Annotated in this window: 16 protein-coding genes and 1 pseudogene; 8 read left to right on the top strand and 9 right to left on the bottom strand. The window is 70.5% G+C overall.

What is annotated here, in order from left to right; genetic code table 11:
* Together ABZT04_RS40305 and coxB are read right to left on the bottom strand one after the other, a co-directional pair.
* Positions 1-191, bottom strand: a pseudogene (locus tag ABZT04_RS40305) (cytochrome ubiquinol oxidase subunit I); the annotation flags it as partial.
* Entirely contained in the window at positions 188-1,147 is a 960-nt protein-coding gene (gene coxB / locus ABZT04_RS40300) for a cytochrome c oxidase subunit II (RefSeq protein WP_355909723.1), read from the bottom strand. The gene coxB and the pseudogene ABZT04_RS40305, both read right to left, overlap by 4 nt.
* A gap of 308 nt (positions 1,148-1,455) precedes the next feature.
* Here coxB and ABZT04_RS40295 point away from each other — a divergent pair, with 308 nt between their 5' ends.
* Positions 1,456-2,844 (top strand): aminotransferase class V-fold PLP-dependent enzyme, encoded by a 1,389-nt coding sequence (locus ABZT04_RS40295; protein ID WP_356064097.1) that lies wholly within the window; start codon positions 1,456-1,458, stop codon positions 2,842-2,844.
* 1 nt (position 2,845) lies between these two features.
* On the opposite strand, the gene ABZT04_RS40290 is transcribed toward ABZT04_RS40295, so the two are convergent.
* Positions 2,846-3,820, bottom strand: coding sequence for a carbohydrate kinase family protein (locus tag ABZT04_RS40290; protein ID WP_356064095.1), 975 nt, complete (start codon positions 3,818-3,820; stop codon positions 2,846-2,848).
* Between the two features lie 131 nt (positions 3,821-3,951).
* Between ABZT04_RS40290 and ABZT04_RS40285 the strand changes: the two genes are divergently transcribed.
* Both ABZT04_RS40285 and ABZT04_RS40280 read left to right on the top strand, forming a co-directional pair.
* Positions 3,952-4,173, top strand: a complete 222-nt coding sequence (locus ABZT04_RS40285; RefSeq protein ID WP_356064093.1) for a hypothetical protein — start codon at positions 3,952-3,954, stop codon at positions 4,171-4,173.
* Positions 4,174-4,335: 162 nt separating this feature from the next.
* Positions 4,336-6,198: a hypothetical protein gene (locus ABZT04_RS40280; protein ID WP_356064091.1), complete on the top strand. Its 1,863-nt coding sequence runs from the start codon at positions 4,336-4,338 to the stop codon at positions 6,196-6,198.
* 93 nt (positions 6,199-6,291) lie between these two features.
* Here the strand turns inward: ABZT04_RS40280 and ABZT04_RS40275 are convergent, their stop codons facing one another.
* On the bottom strand, positions 6,292-6,648 hold the full coding sequence (locus ABZT04_RS40275; protein ID WP_093827773.1) for an iron-sulfur cluster assembly accessory protein: 357 nt from the start codon (positions 6,646-6,648) through the stop codon (positions 6,292-6,294).
* A gap of 286 nt (positions 6,649-6,934) precedes the next feature.
* On the opposite strand from ABZT04_RS40275, the gene nadA reads away from it, so the two are divergent.
* Entirely contained in the window at positions 6,935-8,131 is a 1,197-nt protein-coding gene (gene nadA / locus ABZT04_RS40270) for a quinolinate synthase NadA (RefSeq protein WP_356064088.1), read from the top strand.
* A gap of 9 nt (positions 8,132-8,140) precedes the next feature.
* On the opposite strand, the gene ABZT04_RS40265 is transcribed toward nadA, so the two are convergent.
* From ABZT04_RS40265 to ABZT04_RS40250, 4 genes are read right to left on the bottom strand one after another with little or no spacing between them, the layout of a single operon-like run.
* Positions 8,141-8,827 (bottom strand): response regulator transcription factor, encoded by a 687-nt coding sequence (locus ABZT04_RS40265; protein ID WP_356064085.1) that lies wholly within the window; start codon positions 8,825-8,827, stop codon positions 8,141-8,143.
* Positions 8,824-10,077 (bottom strand): sensor histidine kinase, encoded by a 1,254-nt coding sequence (locus ABZT04_RS40260; RefSeq protein WP_356064083.1) that lies wholly within the window; start codon positions 10,075-10,077, stop codon positions 8,824-8,826. The genes ABZT04_RS40265 and ABZT04_RS40260 overlap by 4 nt, the downstream gene beginning before the upstream one ends.
* Before the next feature lie 54 nt (positions 10,078-10,131).
* Entirely contained in the window at positions 10,132-10,410 is a 279-nt protein-coding gene (locus tag ABZT04_RS40255) for a hypothetical protein (RefSeq protein WP_355909699.1), read from the bottom strand.
* A gap of 34 nt (positions 10,411-10,444) precedes the next feature.
* Positions 10,445-11,239 carry a PspA/IM30 family protein gene (locus ABZT04_RS40250; RefSeq protein WP_026151695.1) on the bottom strand — a complete coding sequence of 265 codons (795 nt, stop codon included), beginning with the start codon at positions 11,237-11,239 and terminating at the stop codon, positions 10,445-10,447.
* A gap of 248 nt (positions 11,240-11,487) precedes the next feature.
* Between ABZT04_RS40250 and ABZT04_RS40245 the strand changes: the two genes are divergently transcribed.
* From ABZT04_RS40245 to ABZT04_RS40235, 3 genes are all read left to right on the top strand, one after another.
* A complete protein-coding gene (locus ABZT04_RS40245; RefSeq protein ID WP_356064103.1) occupies positions 11,488-12,129 on the top strand; it encodes a DUF3043 domain-containing protein in 642 nt (213 codons plus the stop codon).
* An 83-nt stretch (positions 12,130-12,212) separates the two neighbouring features.
* Positions 12,213-12,914 (top strand): methyltransferase domain-containing protein, encoded by a 702-nt coding sequence (locus tag ABZT04_RS40240; RefSeq protein ID WP_356064080.1) that lies wholly within the window; start codon positions 12,213-12,215, stop codon positions 12,912-12,914.
* Positions 12,915-12,989: 75 nt separating this feature from the next.
* Positions 12,990-14,063, top strand: a complete 1,074-nt coding sequence (locus ABZT04_RS40235; protein ID WP_356064077.1) for a trypsin-like peptidase domain-containing protein — start codon at positions 12,990-12,992, stop codon at positions 14,061-14,063.
* A 46-nt stretch (positions 14,064-14,109) separates the two neighbouring features.
* On the opposite strand, the gene ABZT04_RS40230 is transcribed toward ABZT04_RS40235, so the two are convergent.
* The gene (locus ABZT04_RS40230) at positions 14,110-14,322 is read right to left on the bottom strand and encodes a hypothetical protein (RefSeq protein ID WP_019075820.1); all 213 of its coding nucleotides are present in this window, start codon (positions 14,320-14,322) and stop codon (positions 14,110-14,112) included.
* 114 nt (positions 14,323-14,436) lie between these two features.
* Here ABZT04_RS40230 and ABZT04_RS40225 point away from each other — a divergent pair, with 114 nt between their 5' ends.
* A complete protein-coding gene (locus ABZT04_RS40225) occupies positions 14,437-15,639 on the top strand; it encodes a bifunctional adenosylcobinamide kinase/adenosylcobinamide-phosphate guanylyltransferase (RefSeq protein WP_356064074.1) in 1,203 nt (400 codons plus the stop codon).
* The last annotated feature ends 385 nt before the right edge of the window (positions 15,640-16,024 follow it).

Genomic DNA, 16,024 nt, shown 5'->3' with positions numbered 1-16,024 from the left:
AGCGCCATCACGCCACCGATCAGGAAGAACGCGAACGACGTGACCAGATACAGCGTGCCGATCGTCTTGTGGTCCGTGGTCGTCAGCCACTTGATCACGACGTTACCGGGTTGCTTGCGCCTTACCGGCAGCTCATCCGCGTAGTGGGACTCTGCTGCCGCGGCACCCTGAGGTTCGTTGAGGATGCTCACAGGTTGTTCGTCTCCCGGTTCTTCTCGTGGCTCGTCTGCGCGATGCCAGCGGGGATGTAACCGGTCTGCCCCTTCTTCGCGAGGTCCTTGAGGTGCTGCTGGTAAAGCTCCGGCGAGACGACCTTCACGTTGAACAGCATCCGGGAGTGGTCGACACCGCAGAGCTCGGCGCACTTGCCGCGGTAGGTGCCCTCCTTGGTGGGGGTCACCTGGAAGGCGTTGGTGTGGCCCGGGACGACGTCCATCTTCATCAGGAACGGCACCACCCAGAAGTCGTGGATGACGTCACGTGAGGTGAGGACGAAGCGGACCGTCTCGCCCTTGGGGAGCCAGAGGGTCGGACCCGGGTTGCCGTTCTGCGGGTTCTTCGTGGCGGGCGTACCGACGTCGTAGACGCCGCCGGCGTTCGCCGGGAACTCCTTCTTGAACCGGTCCGGGATCGCGGCCAGGTTCTTGTCGGTCGTCGCGTCGCCACTGACACCGTCGACGTTCTCGATGTAGTTGAAGCCCCAGCTCCACTGGAAGCCGACGACGTTGACCGTCACGTCGGGCTTCTTGTCGAGGCTCAGGAGCTTCGTCTCGTCGCGGGCGGTGAAGTAGAACAACACCGAGACGATGATGAGCGGAACAACCGTGTACAGCGCCTCGATGGGCATGTTGTACCGGGTCTGCGGGGGGATCTCGACCTTGGTGCGGCTGCGCCTGTGGAACATGACGCTCCACAGGATCAGGCCCCACACCAGCACGCCGACGGCGAGCGCGGCAGCCCAGGATCCCTGCCACAGGGAGAGGATCCGCGGTCCCTCTTCCGTGGTGGGGGTGGGGAAACCAAGGCGAGGAAAGTCCTTGGATGTGCAACCGGTCGCGGTCGCCAGGACCAGGCCCGCAGTCATTGCCTGCAGCAGCTTCCGCCGCATCGGGCGCCGCGGCGAGCGGTCGGAGCCGTTGGGACTCACGTAGCGCCTTCCCGAGAGTCTCGCCCGCGCGGATTGGCTGCGGCCTGCCTTCTCGCGGGTCGGTCGCCGCCCTGCGTCGGGCAGGGGTTTGGATGTTTATGCGGACCAAACCCTAGCCGACGCCCTCCGGGGGTTCGCGGGGAGGGTGGCATACGCGCCGCGCGTTACTCCGGGCGCCTAATAGCTCGGGGGTTGGGGTGGTTTGGGCGGGTGGGGGGTGCGTTGTGGTCGCTCGTGCCCCGCGGCGGAGCCGCAGATGTCACAGTCCCGGGCCCCTCCGTGACCGATCCGCGTTTTAACGTTGCTGTGTGTCCTACTTTGATGCCGCCTCCTCCGCTCCGCTTCATCCCGTCGCCCGACAGGCGCTGTTGGCGTCCCTGGACGAGGGGTGGGCGGATCCCGCCCGGTTGTACCGGGAGGGACGGCGGGCGCGGATGCTGCTGGACGCCGCTCGGGAGGCGGCCGCCGAGGCTGTCGGGTGTCGCCCCGACGAGTTGGTGTTCACTTCCTCCGGTACCCGGGCCGTACACACGGGGATCGCGGGGGCGTTGGCGGGGCGGCGGCGCGTCGGGCGTCACCTGATCGTGTCAGCGGTTGAACACTCTTCCGTACTCCATTCGGCCGAGGCGCTGGTCGCGGAGGGCGGTTCGTCCACCGAGGTTCCGGTGGACCGTACGGGCGCGGTGAGTGTCGCGGCGTACGCGGACGCCCTGCGCTCTGACACCGCGCTGGCCTGTCTCCAGTCGGCCAACCACGAGGTGGGGACGGTGCAGCCGGTCGCCGAGGTGGCCGAGGCATGCCGGGCGGTGGGGGTGCCGTTGCTGGTCGACGCGGCGCAGTCACTGGGCTGGGGGCGGGTCGAGGGCGCGTGGTCGCTGCTCACGGCCAGCGCGCACAAGTGGGGCGGGCCGGCCGGGGTCGGGCTGCTGGTGGTGCGCAAGGGGGTGCGGTTCGCGGCCCAAGGGCCCGTGGACGAGCGGGAGTCGGGGCGGGCCGCCGGGTTCGAGAACATCCCGGCCGTGGTGGCCGCGGCGGCCTCGCTGCGCGCGGTGCGTGCGGAGGCGGTCCAGGAGGCGGTACGGCTACGGGAACTGACGGAGCGGATCCGGGCGCGGGTACGGCAGGTGGTGCCGGGCGTGGAGGTGGTCGGCGATCCGGTACGGCGGCTGCCCGGGATCGTCACCTTCTCCTGTCTCTATGTCGACGGCGAGACGCTCCTGCACGAACTGGACCGCGAGGGTTTCTCCGTCTCGTCCGGATCGTCCTGCACGAGCAGCACGCTGACGCCCAGCCATGTGCTGAAGGCGATGAGGGTGCTGAGTGAGGGAAATGTGCGGGTGTCGTTGCCACCGGGCACCGCGGAGGAGGACGTCGAGCGGTTTCTCGCCGTGCTGCCGGGGGCGGTGGCGGGAGTACGGGAGAAGGTGGGGGCCGAGGTCGGGACGGGGGCGCCGGTGGCCGTCGTACAGGAGGACGTGCTCGTCGTGGACGCGCTCGGCCGTCGCTGCCCCATCCCGGTGATCGAGCTGGCGAAGGTCATCGGGGATGTGCCGGTCGGCGGGAGCGTCAGGGTGCTGTCCGACGACGAGGCGGCGCGGCTGGACATTCCGGCGTGGTGCGAGATGCGGGGGCAGGAGTACGTCGGCGAGGAGCCGGCGGACCGAGGCACCGCGTACCTGGTCCGCCGTATCGCCTGAGCTAGGCCAGGTGGGTGCGGACCTCGGAGGAGGCGTCGTGGCCGTACGCCTTGGTGAAGCGGTCCATGAAGTGGGCGCGGCGGAGCTGGTACTCCTGCGTGCCGACCGTCTCGATGACGAGGGTCGCGAGCATGCAGCCGACCTGTGCCGCGCGCTCCAGGGAGACGCCCCAGGCGAGCCCTGAGAGGAAGCCGGCGCGGAAGGCGTCGCCGACGCCCGTGGGGTCGGCCTTGCGCTCCTCCTCCGCGCAGCCGACCTCGATCGGGTCCGCGCCGACGCTCTCGATGCGCACGCCGCGCGAGCCGAGGGTGGTGACGCGGTGGCCGACCCTGGAGAGGATCTCCTCGTCGCTCCAGCCGGTCTTGGACTCGATGAGGCCCTTCTCGTACTCGTTCGAGAAGAGGTACGCCGAACCGTCCAGCAGGATGCGGATGTCGTCGCCGCCCATGCGCGCGATCTGCTGCGAGAAGTCGGCGGCGAAGGGGATGGAACGGGTGCGGCACTCCTCCGTGTGGCGGAGCATCGCCTCGGGGTCGTCGGCGCCGATCAGGACCAGGTCGAGGCCGCCCACGCGGTCGGCGACGGTCTTCAGCTCGATCTGGCGGGCCTCGCTCATGGCGCCGGTGTAGAAGGAGCCGATCTGGTTGTGGTCGGCGTCCGTGGTGCACACGAAGCGGGCGGTGTGCAGCGTCTCGGAGATACGGACCGAGCCGGTGTCGACGCCGTGCCGGTCGAGCCAGTCGCGGTACTCGCCGAAGTCGGAGCCCGCGGCGCCGACCAGGATCGGCGCGGTGCCGAGCTGGCCCATGCCGAAGGCGATGTTGGCGCCGACTCCGCCCCTGCGGACGTCGAGATTGTCGACCAGGAAGGAGAGCGAGACCGTGTGCAACTGCTCCGCGACGAGCTGGTCCGCGAAGCGGCCGGGGAAGGTCATGAGGTGGTCGGTGGCGATGGAGCCGGTGACTGCGATGCGCACGGCGAGGACTCTCCTGAGGGAGGCTGCGTTGACAGTTCACGCTACCCGGTCGGCGCGGTGGCTCTGAAGCGGCTAAAACTACCCGATAGTAGATCTTTCTTCGCGAGGTCAGGCGTGCCTACGGTGCCGCTATGACGAACCTCAAGTTCTCCGGCCCCGCTCCGGTCCATGTCGAAGGCGAGGGCGACGCGGATCTCGCGGCGCTGCGCGGCGACTGCGCCCGGATGGCTCCCCACTGGAGGGTTCCCGACCGGATCGCCGCCCTTCCCGTCTCCCCGTCGCTCATCCACGGTGTGTCGGTGCCGTCGAAGTCGGCTCGGCTGCTGGAGGGAATGTCGGAGTACGGCGACTGAGACGGGGTTCCTCTCGGCGCGCTCGGGGGAACCGTGCGCTCCCCCGCTGCGTCCCATCGCTGTCCCCCGTAAAGGGGATGCGGGATACGACCTTTCTGCCTGCCCCTTTGACAGGGCCGGGTCAGGGTCAAGGGACAGTTGCGCAGCCGAAGGAGCGATGCGGTGAACACCGAGCGACCCGACAACGACGACACGACCGGCACGTCCGGTGACGTGCGGGGCGTGGGGGACGCCGCAGAGGGCTCCGCGGAGGGGCGGGGGGTCGGCGGCACGGGGGACGTGGTGGCAGGCGGCGGTTCCGGGGAAGCGGGTTCCGGGGTCGGGGACGAGGAAGAGGCCAGCGCCGCGGCATCCGACGCGGGGTCCGTCCGGCCGGCGGGGACGGGGCCCGAGGCGTCCGACGTAGAGGTCGCCCCCTCACAGGAGACCGATCTGACGACGCCCAAGGCGCAGGCCGATCGGACGGAGAAGGTCAGCCCTGCGGCATCCGACGCCGGGGACGGCCGACCGGAAGCGAGCGGCGCCGCAGGGTCCGACGTGCACGCCGGCCGGCCCGCGCCCCCTGACACGGACCTCACGGACGACGCGGACCACACCCCCGGCAAGCGCCCCGCGCGCTCCCGCTCCCCCCTGGTCATCGCCTCCGTAGCCGCTGCCGTGCTTCTCGTCGGAGGGGGTGGGGCGTATCTCGCGTCGTCCTCGTCCGTCTCCGGAGGTTCGGAGGGCGGGACGGGGTCCGGGAGTGACGAGACTCCGCCCGCGCTGGCGCTCGACGGGTATTCCTCGGGCGGTACGAGTGGGATCGCGTCCGGGGAGCCGAATCCGTATGGGGAGACGTATCGGGCGGTGGGGAGTCTGCCCGGTGGGCCGGGGTCCGCGGCCATCTATACGCCTCAGGGTGATGTCGGCAAGGACGACGTGGCCCGGCTTGCCAAGGCGCTCGGGGTGGTCGGGACGCCGGTGGTCGAGGGGCAGTACTGGAAGGTCGGCGGGCAGGACGGGAGTGGACCGAGCCTGCAGGTGAACAAGGCGGCGCCGGGGATGTGGACGTTCAGTCGTTACGCGCCCGGCACCGACAGCTGCACCGACACCCTCAAGTGCGCGCACGATCCCGGCACTTCGGCCACCGACCCGGTGAGCGACGCGGTGGCGAAGAAGGCCGCCGCCCCGGTGCTCAAGGCCGTCGGTCAGGACGACGCGAAGGTGGACGCCAGTCAACTCATGGGCGCGCAGCGGGTCGTGAACGCCGACCCGGTGTTCGGCGGGCTGCCGACGCACGGGTGGACCACCGGGCTGACCGTCAGCGCCCAGGGTGAAGTGGTCGGCGGGAGCGGGCAGTTGGCGGTGCCGGTGAAGGGTGACGTCTATCCGGTGCTGAGCGCGGAGAAGACGCTGGACCTGATGAACGCGGCGCCGAAGACCGACCACCGTATGGGCATCGGGGGCTGCGCCAGCCCCGTACCGCTGAAGGACCGGCTGGAGGCGCCCTGCGGATCCTCCGCCGCCACGCCGACGCAGGCCACTGTCGAAGACGCCGTGTTCGGGCTCGCGCTGCACTCCGTCGACGGGCGGCAGGTCCTGGTGCCGTCCTGGCTGTTCAAGGTGCGGGAGTCGAGCGGGCAGGACGACTTCACGGTGACGTATCCGGCGATCGATCCGAAGTATCTGACCTCGGCGGGCACGCCCACTCCGACGCCCACGTCGACCTCCACCTCGGCGCCGCACGACGTCAAGGTGGACGGCTACTCGGCCGACGGGAAGAGCCTCACCGTGGCCTTCACCGGCGGGGTGTGCGCGGACTACAAGGCGGCGGCCGTGGAGGGGTCGGACCAGGTGAAGGTCTCGGTGACCGCGACTCCCTGGCCGAACAAGGTCTGCATCATGATCGCCAAGGTCTACCACCAGACCGTGCGGTTGAAGGCACCGCTGGGCGACCGGAAGGTCGTGGGGTCGGACGGCAAGGCCGTACCCGTGGAGAAGAGCACACAGCCTTCGGTGGGAGCGGGGCCCTCACTCGCCCGGTGACGGGCGGCGCAAAAGCCCGAAGGCGGCGGCCCTGTCGGAGGGGGCCGCCGCCTTCGCCGTGCTCAACTGCCTTGTGGGGCTTGGCTGAGGGGCTTAGCTGAACGAGTCGCCGCAGGCGCAGGAGCCCGTCGCGTTCGGGTTGTCGATCGTGAAGCCCTGCTTCTCGATGGTGTCGACGAAGTCGATGGAGGCGCCGCCCAGGTACGGGGCGCTCATGCGGTCGGTGACGACCTTGACTCCGCCGAAGTCCTTGACGACATCGCCGTCGAGCGACCGCTCGTCGAAGAAGAGCTGGTAGCGCAGGCCCGAGCAGCCGCCGGGCTGGACGGCGACGCGCAGGGCCAGGTCCTCACGGCCTTCCTGGTCGAGCAGGGCCTTGACCTTCGCCGCGGCGGCGTCGGACAGGATGATGCCGTCGGTGACGGTGCTGGTCTCGTCCGATACGGACATCTACATCTCTCCCGGGTTGTACGGAGACTGCTTGCCGACGATGTCAACCGCCGGGGCCGCGGATTCATTCCGGACCCCGTCCGGTGTCTTTCCCTCGGCACCTCTCTCCATGCTCGCACACCCCCGCAAGGACCCCCGCTGTGTGCGTGGCGGACACCCACCGGGATTGATGTCACATCGACGCTATGGGCATCGTCAAACTGACGTGAAGCAGTTATGATAGATAACGTCAATTCGACGAAAAGGCCCTACCGGGCCGGTCCGCAGAACAGAAAGGGTGCGTGTCGTGACCACCGCCCAGACCCAGGAGCTCGACGTACAGCCGACGCCCCTCGCCCTGCTGCTCCTCGGCCGTGAGGCCGACCCGAAGAGCGAGCGCGGCGTCGAGTGCCCCGGAGACCTGCCCTCACCGTCCGACCCGGACCTGGTCGAGCGGGCCCGCGCGGCCAAGGAGAAGCTCGGCGACAAGGTGTTCGTGCTCGGCCACCACTACCAGCGCGACGAGGTCATCCAGTTCGCCGACGTCACGGGCGACTCCTTCAAGCTGGCCCGGGACGCGGCCGCTCGCCCGGAGGCCGAGTACATCGTGTTCTGCGGTGTGCACTTCATGGCAGAGTCGGCCGACATCCTGACCTCCGACGACCAGAAGGTGGTCCTTCCCGACCTCGCGGCCGGCTGCTCGATGGCCGACATGGCCACCGCCGAGCAGGTCGCCGAGTGCTGGGACGTACTGACCGAGGCCGGTATAGCCGAGCAGGTCGTGCCCGTGTCGTACATGAACTCGTCCGCCGACATCAAGGCGTTCACGGGCAAGCACGGCGGCACGATCTGCACCTCGTCGAACGCGCAGCGCGCCCTGGAGTGGGCCTTCGAACAGGGCGAGCCCTCCACCACGAAGGTGCTGTTCCTGCCGGACCAGCACCTGGGCCGCAACACCGCCGTCCGCGACCTGGGCATGTCCCTCGACGACTGTGTGGTCTACAACCCGCACAAGCCGAACGGAGGCCTCACCACAGAGCAGTTGCGGGCCGCGAAGATGATCCTTTGGCGCGGCCACTGCTCGGTCCACGGGCGTTTCAGCCTGGAGTCCGTGGAGGACGTCCGAGCCCGCATCCCCGGTGTCAACGTCCTCGTCCACCCCGAGTGCAAGAACGAGGTCGTGGCCGCCGCGGACTACGTCGGGTCGACGGAGTACATCATCAAGGCGCTTGAGGCGGCCCCGGCCGGTTCCAAGTGGGCCATCGGCACCGAGCTGAATCTCGTACGACGGCTCGCGAACCGTTTCGCCCCCGAGGGCAAGGAGATCGTCTTCCTCGACAAGACGGTCTGCTTCTGCTCGACCATGAACCGCATCGACCTTCCCCACCTGGTCTGGACCCTGGAGTCCCTCGCCGAGGGCAACCTGGTCAACCGCATCGAGGTGGACAAGGAGACCGAGGCGTTCGCCAAGCTGGCGCTGGAGCGGATGCTGGCGCTGCCGTAGCGGACGCGGCTACTCCACGCGCGGCCGGACCAGGCCCGACTCGTAGGCGATGACGACGAGTTGGGCCCGGTCGCGGGCGCCGAGTTTCGCCATGGCCCGGTTGACGTGGGTCTTCACCGTCAGCGGGCTGACTTCGAGGCGTTCGGCGATCTCGTCGTTCGAGAGGCCGCCGGCGACCTGGACGAGGACCTCGCGCTCGCGCACGGTGAGGGCCTGGAGGCGTTCGGCGCGGGCGGGGTCGCGCTCGTCGTCCGAGGCGTCGCCCTGGGCGAGGAAGCGGGCGATCAGGCCCTTGGTGGCCACCGGGGAGAGCAGTGCCTCGCCGGCGGCGGCGATCCTGATCGCGCTGAGGAGCTCCTCGGGCTCGGAGCCCTTGCCGAGGAATCCGGAGGCGCCCGCGCGCAGCGACTGCACCACGTAGTCGTCGACCTCGAAGGTGGTCAGGATGACCACCCGGACCTGGGCGAGGGACGGGTCGGCGCTGATCATGCGGGTGGCGGCGAGGCCGTCCGTGCCGGGCATCCGGATGTCCATCAGCACGACATCGGCCCGCTCCTCCTTCGCCAGCCGTACGGCCTGCGCACCGTCCGAGGCCTCTCCCACGACCTCCATGTCGGGCTCGGAGTCGACGAGCACGCGGAAGGCGCTGCGCAGCAGGGCCTGGTCGTCGGCGAGCAGGACACGGATCGTCGTCATACGGGGTCCCCCGAGTCGCGTGGACGGGTCTTGACCGGCAGGATCGCATGGACGCGGAAGCCGCCTCCGTACCGGGGACCGGTGGTGAGGGTGCCACGCAGGGCCGTGACGCGCTCGCGCATACCGAGCAGGCCGTGGCCGCCGCCGGAGTCGGGGTCCTCCTCCTCGCCGGACTCGCCGGGGCCGTTGTCGAGGACGGTGACCTCCACGTTCGGTCCGACGCGGACCACACTCACCTCGGCCTTGGCCTCCGTACCGGCGTGCTTGCGCACATTGGTGAGGGCTTCCTGGATGACGCGGTAGGCGGCCAGGTCCACGGCGGCGGGGAGGGTGGTGCCGCTGTCGGCGCGGGCCACCTCGACCTGCAGGCCCGCGTTGCGGAAGGTGTCGGCGAGTTCTTCGAGGCGGTCCAGGCCCGGGGCCGGTTCGGTGGGTGCCTCGGGGTCGCCGGACTGGCGCAACAGGCCGACGGTGGCGCGGAGTTCGTTGAGCGCGGAGCGGCTGGCCTCGCGTACGTGGGCGAGGGCCTCCTTGGCCTGGTCGGGGCGCTTGTCCATGACGTGTGCGGCGACTCCGGCCTGCACATTGACCAGGGCGATGTGGTGGGCGACCACGTCGTGCAGGTCGCGGGCGATCCGCAGCCGCTCCTCGGCGACACGGCGGCGGGCCTCCTCCTCGCGGCTGCGTTCGGCCCGCTCGGCGCGTTCGCGGATGGCGTGCACGAACTCCTTGCGGCTGCGTACGGCGTCACCGGCGGCGGCCGCCAGGCCGGTCCAGGCGAAGACGCCGAGGTTCTCCTGCGCGTACCACGGGAGGGGGCCGCCGAGCATCGCGGCGCCGGTCAGCACGGTCATCGTGAGCAGGCCGACCCGCCAGGTGGTGGAGCGGTCGGTGGAGACGGCGACGGTGAACAGGGCCACCACGGCGCACATCGCGACCGGGGCGCGGGGGTCACTGGTCACGCTCTCGACGAGGGAGGCGGTGCCGGTGACGGCGAGGACCAGCATGGGGGCGCGGCGGCGGAAGACGAGCGCGGCGGCGCCGACCGCCATCAGCACCAGGCTGAGCGGGTCCGGGACGCGGATGCCCCAGCTCGGGCCATGACCACCGTGCGGGTCCACGAACGACCCGGCCACCATGCACACGAGGACCGCGGCGGCGAGGGCCGCGTCCAGCGCGGAGGGATGCGCGTCCAACTGGCAGCGGGCGCGGTCCAGTGGGGTTCCCGCCGGGGGCGGAACGGGGGCCAACGGTGCGTCTCCTTGTGGGTGGCCGGTGTCGGGGTCCCCGTGGAGTGAAGAAGGTCAGCCCGGGATCAGACCGTCGTCGCTCAGCAGGTCCCGGACCTCCTCCAGGGTCGCGTCCGGGGACGGGAGGATCAGCTCCGACGGCTCCAGGGAGTCGTCCGGCAGCGGCTCGCCCAGTTCGCGGACCTTCGCCAGAAGTGCCTGGAGGGTCTGGCGGAAGGCGGGGCCGTCGCCGGCGCGTACCTCGGTCAGGAGTACGTCGTCCAACTTGTTCAGCTCGGTGAGGTGGCCGTCGGCCAGCCTCACCTGCCCCTCCCCCATGATCCGTACGATCATGTCGCCCTCCTCAGGCGTGGGCCGTCACATCAGATCACTGCTTGTCGAAGCGTGGAGTGTCCTGCGGCTGCTGGGGCTGCGCCTTGTCGGTGCCGCCCTCGATCGCCTGCTGCGGAGTGGACGAGCCTCCGGCCAGCTCCGCCTTCATGCGCTGGAGTTCCAGCTCTACATCCGTACCACCGGACAGCCTTTCCAGCTCGGCCTGGATGTCGTCCTTGGCCATACCGGTCGGGTCGTCGAGGGCACCGGAGGCGAGCAGTTCGTCGATGGCGCCGGCACGGGCCTGGAGCTGCTGGGTCTTGTCCTCGGCGCGCTGGATAGCCAGGCCGACGTCACCCATCTCCTCGGAGATGCCGCTGAAGGCCTCGCCGATCCGGGTCTGCGCCTGGGCCGCCGTGTACGTGGCCTTGATGGTCTCCTTCTTCGTGCGGAAGGCGTCCACCTTGGCCTGGAGGCGCTGCGCCGCGAGGGTGAGCTTCTCCTCCTCGCCCTGGAGGGTGGTGTGCTGCGTCTCCAGGTCCGTCACCTGCTGCTGGAGCGCGGCGCGGCGCGAGAGCGCCTCGCGGGCCAGGTCCTCGCGGCCGAGGGCGAGCGCCTTGCGGCCCTGGTCCTCCAGCTTGGAGGACTGCGACTGGAGCTGGTTGAGCTGGAGCTCCAGGCGCTTGCGGGACGTGGCGACGTCGGCCACACCGCGGCGCACCTTCTGAAGCAGCTCCAACTGCTTCTGGTACGAGTAATCGAGGGTTTCGCGCGGGTCCTCGGCCCGGTCAAGGGCCTTGTTCGCCTTCGCGCGGAAGATCATCCCCATACGCTTCATGACACCGCTCATGGGCTTCGCGCGCCCCCTTCTGACGGACTTCAGCTCAAGCGACTACTGCAGAACCCACGGTACGGGGTCTGCATCCATTACCGCACTGTTCGGGGACGGATGCGCTCATCCCCAAGGACGACTGCCTACGGCCCCGCTCCGGCGTGAGGAGTAGGTGCTCCCCGGGTAACGACCCGGAGCCGACCGTCTGCAACGTCCCTCTTGTCCCCCTACAGACGACTGGTGTTGCCGGATCGTTCCCCACCGGACTGGGGTCCAACCCCACCCACCCCGTAAGCTTGGGTTTTGTGTTCCGTAGCCGTGCCAAGGATGAGAAGGCCGCGACCGCCGACAAGGCCTCGCCGACCGACTCCAAGCAGCCCCGAGACCCGCAGGCCCCCAAGGGTCGGCCCACGCCCAAGCGCAGTGAGTCGCAGACCCAGCGCCGCAGCGTGGCCAACACCACGCTGACGCGCAAGGACGCCTCAAAGCGGCAGCGCGACGAGCGGCGGGTGCAGTTGGAGCGGCAGCGCCAGGCGCTGTCCGGCCGAGGCAACGAGCGGGATCTGCCCGTCCGTGACCGGGGCCCGGTCCGCAAGTTCGCGCGCGACTACATCGACGCGCGGTTCAACGTGGCGGAGTTCTTCCTGCCGATGGCCGTGGTCATCCTCGTGCTCAGCGTGGTGCAGGTGCCCGCGCTGCAGAACATCGCGCTGCTGCTGTGGCTCGTGATCATCGTCCTGATCCTGGTCGACTCGTTCTGGAACGTGTACCGGCTGCGCCAGCGGCTCGCCGAGCGCTTCCCCGACCAGAACCGGAAGGGCGCGGTGCCCTACGCGCTGATGCGCTCCCTCCAGATGCGTCGACTCCGGCTGCCGAAGCCGCTGGTCAAGCGCGGAGAGAAGCCCTGAGCGCGGATTCCTTCACCGGGGGCGCGGCCGATGCCTGGCTGGACAAGCTCGGTGGGCTGCGGGATGTCGTACGACAGGAGCTGGTGGCCCGGCAGCTCGACGAGCAGATAGTCGGCCGGTACCCCGTCGGACAGCGGCTGCGGGTGCTCGATGTCGGCATGGGTCAGGGCACGCAGGCGCTGCGTCTTGCCCGGGCCGGGCACCAGGTGACCGGGCTCGAACAGGAACCGAAGATGATCGCCGCGGCCCGTGCGGCGCTGTCCGGCGAGCCCGAAGGCATCCGGGAGCGGGTGCGGATCATCGAGGGCGACGGCCGGGACACCGGCGTGCACTTCCTGCCGGGCAGTTTCGACGTCGTGCTCTGTCATGGCGTCCTCATGTACGTGTCCGAGCCCGACCCGCTGCTCGCGGGACTGGCGCGGATGCTGGCGCCGGGCGGCCTGCTGTCGCTGCTGGTGCGGAACGCCGACGCGCTGGCGATGCGCCCCGGGCTGTCCTGGGACTGGGCTGGGGCGTCGGCCGCGTTCGACTCGACCGCGTACCGCAACCGGCTGGGCCTGGATGTGCGGGCGGACCGGCTGGCCACCCTGACGGCGACGCTGGCGGGGATCGGGGCGCCGTTGCAGTCCTGGTACGGCGTGCGGGTCTTCACGGACACCGCTCCGGAGGGGGCCGAGATCCCGGCGGACGTGGAGTCGCTGCTGGCCGTCGAGGAGCGGGCCGGGCGGACGGATCCCTACCGGTCGGTGGCCGCGCTGCTGCACCTGTGCGGTGTGCGGGGCTGATCGGGCGCCCCACCCCGGGGCCCGTTCGGGCGACCAGTACGAGCCGGACATTCACCCCAAAGAGACACTCGGCGTATGGACTCTCCCCGTACTCGTGCCCTCCGGCCCATGGCTCTTCTCGTCTGCTCGCTCGCGCTGGTCGCCGGGTGTTCCGGCTCCGGGTCCTCGTCGAAGAAGGACACCTCGACCACGCAGGCGGCCCAGGCCGCCGCCGTACCGATGTCGAGCGGCGACCTGCAGAGCGACTACCAGAAGGTGATCAAAGAGGTCCTGCCGTCGGTCGTGCAGGTCCAGGCCAGCAGGGATCTGGGGTCGGGCGTGGTCTACGACGACCAGGGGCACATCGTCACCAACGCGCACGTGGTCGGAGACGAGAAGACCTTCAAGGTGACCACCGCGAACAGCGAGGACGTGCTCACCGCCAAGCTGGTCTACTCGTATCCCGAGCAGGATCTGGCCGTCGTCAAGCTGGACAAGGTGCCGGACGGGCTGAAAGCCGCGACCTTCGCCGACTCCGCCAAGGTCGCGGTGGGGCAGATCGTCCTCGCGATGGGCTCGCCGCTCGGGCTGTCGTCCAGCGTGACGCAGGGCATCGTCTCGGCGACCGGACGGACCGTCAGCGAGGGTGGCAGCGGCGGCGGTACGGGCGCGACCATCGCCAACATGGTGCAGACCTCGGCCGCGATCAACCCCGGCAACAGCGGGGGCGCGCTGGTGAACCTCGACGGTCAGGTCATCGGCATCCCGACGCTCGCGGCGACGGACCCCGACATCGGGGGCGGTGCCGCGCCCGGTATCGGGTTCGCGATCCCCTCGTCGATGGTGAAGACGGTCGCCGACCAGATCGTCAAGGACGGCAAGGTCACCGACTCGGGCCGGGCCGCGCTCGGCATCACCGGCCGTACGGTCGTCGACGCCGGCTATCAGGCGGCCGGGGTCGCGGTGGTCGACGTGAAGAGCGGCGGGGCCGCGGACAAGGCCGGCATCCGGGCCGGCGACATCATCACGAAGCTGGGCGATACGGCCATCAGCACGATCACCTCGCTGTCGGAGGCGCTGGCGTCCGAACAGCCGGGGCAGAGGACGACGGTGACCTACACACGCAGCGGCGCTTCGAAGAAGGTCGATGTGACGCTGGGCGAGCAGTAGTGAGAAGGGGCGGCTGAGCTTCCGCGGCCGCCCCTCCCACCCCCTGTTACGCCTCCTCGGCGTGCAGACTCATCGGGCCGTAGATCTCCGTGGAGTCCTCGAACAGCCGTACCTGGTCCGCGCCACCCGCGACGAGGTCCTTCCACACCTCGCCGAGCCAGGACTCCGCGTCCCCCTGCGTGGTGAACTCCTCCGGCGGGACCGCGGGTTCGACCTCGGTCCCGTCGGACTTCTCGAACCGCCAGATCCATGCCGCCATGTACGCCTCCAAGGTCTCAGCGCATGCAGAGCAGAAGCCGGATCTTGGTCCGGCTTCTGCCGAGAAGAGTAGTCGGATGCGCGACACCTGGTCAGACGCGCGAAAATCAGCACCGTGGAACTCACTCTGCTAGGCACCGGCGCTCCCGCGGGACTCCCGCGTCCCCACTGCCCCTGCGCGGCCTGCGCCGTCTCGCTCGGGATGGACGCGCGGGCGGCCACCGCGGCGCTCGTGGACGGGACGCTGCTGCTGGATCTGACGCCGGGTGCGGCCTTCGCGGCGGCGCGCGCCGGGCATTCGCTGAGCGGCGTACGCCAGGTGCTGTTGTCGCATCCGCACGACGGGCCCCCGGTGGAGGTGCCGGCCGGGCTGCCGCAGCCGGGGCGGGTGCCGGACGGGCGGGAGCTGGCGCTGCTGACGGGGCATCGGGTGCGGGCGGTGGCGATGGACGCGCCCGGTACCGGGTACGCGGTCACCGGCCCCGACGGGCAGCGGGTGCTGTATCTGCCGCCGGGGGCCGCGCCGGCCGGTCTCGAGGAGGGGGCCGTCGAGTCGTACGACATGGTGCTCGCCGATGTTGTCGAACGGCCGGACGCGCTGGCCAAGTTGCGGGCGGTGGGCGCGATGGGACCGGCGACCGACGTGATCGCCGTCCATCTCGATCACGATGTGCCGCCGGGCGCCGAGTTGACGCGGCGGCTGGCCGCCGTGGGGGCGCGGGCCGTGCCGGACGGGACGACGCTGACCGTGGGGGTGTACGAGGACGTGCCCGATGTGCCGCGCCGGACGCTGGTGCTGGGCGGGGCGCGGTCCGGGAAGTCCGTGGAGGCGGAGCGGCGGCTGGAGGCGTTCCCCGATGTGCTGTACGTCGCCACCGGCGGCTCGCGCAACGGGGACACCGAGTGGACGGCCCGGGTCTCCGCGCACCGCGAGCGGCGGCCCGGGTCGTGGCGTACGGCGGAGACCTGCGATCTGGTGCCGCTGCTGGCCGCGGACGGGCCGCCGCTGCTCGTCGACTGTCTCTCGCTGTGGCTGACGGACGCCATGGACTCCGTGGGGGCGTGGGACGACGCGGAGTGGGCGGACGGCGGCGAGAAGGCCCTCCGGGAGCGGGTACGGGAGTTGACCGCGGCGGTGCGTGCCACGCGCCGGACCCTCGTCGCCGTGTCGAACGAGGTGGGCTCGGGCATCGTGCCGGCGACGGCGTCCGGGCGCCGGTACCGGGACGAGCTGGGGCGGTTGAACGCGGCGATCGCCGGTGAGTGCGAGCACGTACTGCTGGTGGTGGCGGGCCAGGCGCTCGCGCTGCGCGGCTAGGGCGGGCTCGGCGGGTCGGGGTCGGACGGAGTCGGCGCGGTGGAGCCCGGGGTCGGCGACCGCCGACGACACCACGGACCGGCGTGCCGAGCCCGGCGCCTCCGGCACGATCCGCCGGACAGGCCCTACGGCATGTTCCGGCTGGGCGATGAGCCGGGGCGTGGCGGGGAAGCGGGCCGGGACGCGGCGGTCGCCGGTCGGCGCGGGTGTGCGGGGCTTGGTGCGTCGAGGTGCAAGACGGAGTCGGCGCCATGGGGCCCGGGGTCGGCGACCGACGACGACACCACGGATCGGCGTGCCGAGCCCGGCGCCTCCGGCACGATCCGGCGAACAGGCCCTACGGCATGTTTCGGCGGGCGATGAGCCGGGGCGTGGCGGGGAAGCG

Source organism: Streptomyces sp. NPDC005492 (assembly GCF_040605995.1).
In the GTDB taxonomy this organism is placed as follows: domain Bacteria; phylum Actinomycetota; class Actinomycetes; order Streptomycetales; family Streptomycetaceae; genus Streptomyces.
This window is presented reverse-complemented; position numbering and strand designations above follow the sequence as displayed.

What these genes read in the sequence shown, in the direction of transcription:
- ABZT04_RS40265 (WP_356064085.1), bottom strand. Translation starts at nt 8,827, where the DNA reads ATGACGACGATCCGTGTCCTGCTCGCCGACGACCAGGCCCTGCTGCGC.
- ABZT04_RS40230 (WP_019075820.1), bottom strand. Translation starts at nt 14,322, where the DNA reads ATGGCGGCATGGATCTGGCGGTTCGAGAAGTCCGACGGGACCGAGGTC.
- ABZT04_RS40285 (WP_356064093.1), top strand. Translation starts at nt 3,952, where the DNA reads ATGACGAACCTCAAGTTCTCCGGCCCCGCTCCGGTCCATGTCGAAGGC.
- ABZT04_RS40255 (WP_355909699.1), bottom strand. Translation starts at nt 10,410, where the DNA reads ATGATCGTACGGATCATGGGGGAGGGGCAGGTGAGGCTGGCCGACGGC.
- ABZT04_RS40235 (WP_356064077.1), top strand. Translation starts at nt 12,990, where the DNA reads ATGGACTCTCCCCGTACTCGTGCCCTCCGGCCCATGGCTCTTCTCGTC.
- ABZT04_RS40250 (WP_026151695.1), bottom strand. Translation starts at nt 11,239, where the DNA reads ATGAGCGGTGTCATGAAGCGTATGGGGATGATCTTCCGCGCGAAGGCG.
- ABZT04_RS40275 (WP_093827773.1), bottom strand. Translation starts at nt 6,648, where the DNA reads ATGTCCGTATCGGACGAGACCAGCACCGTCACCGACGGCATCATCCTG.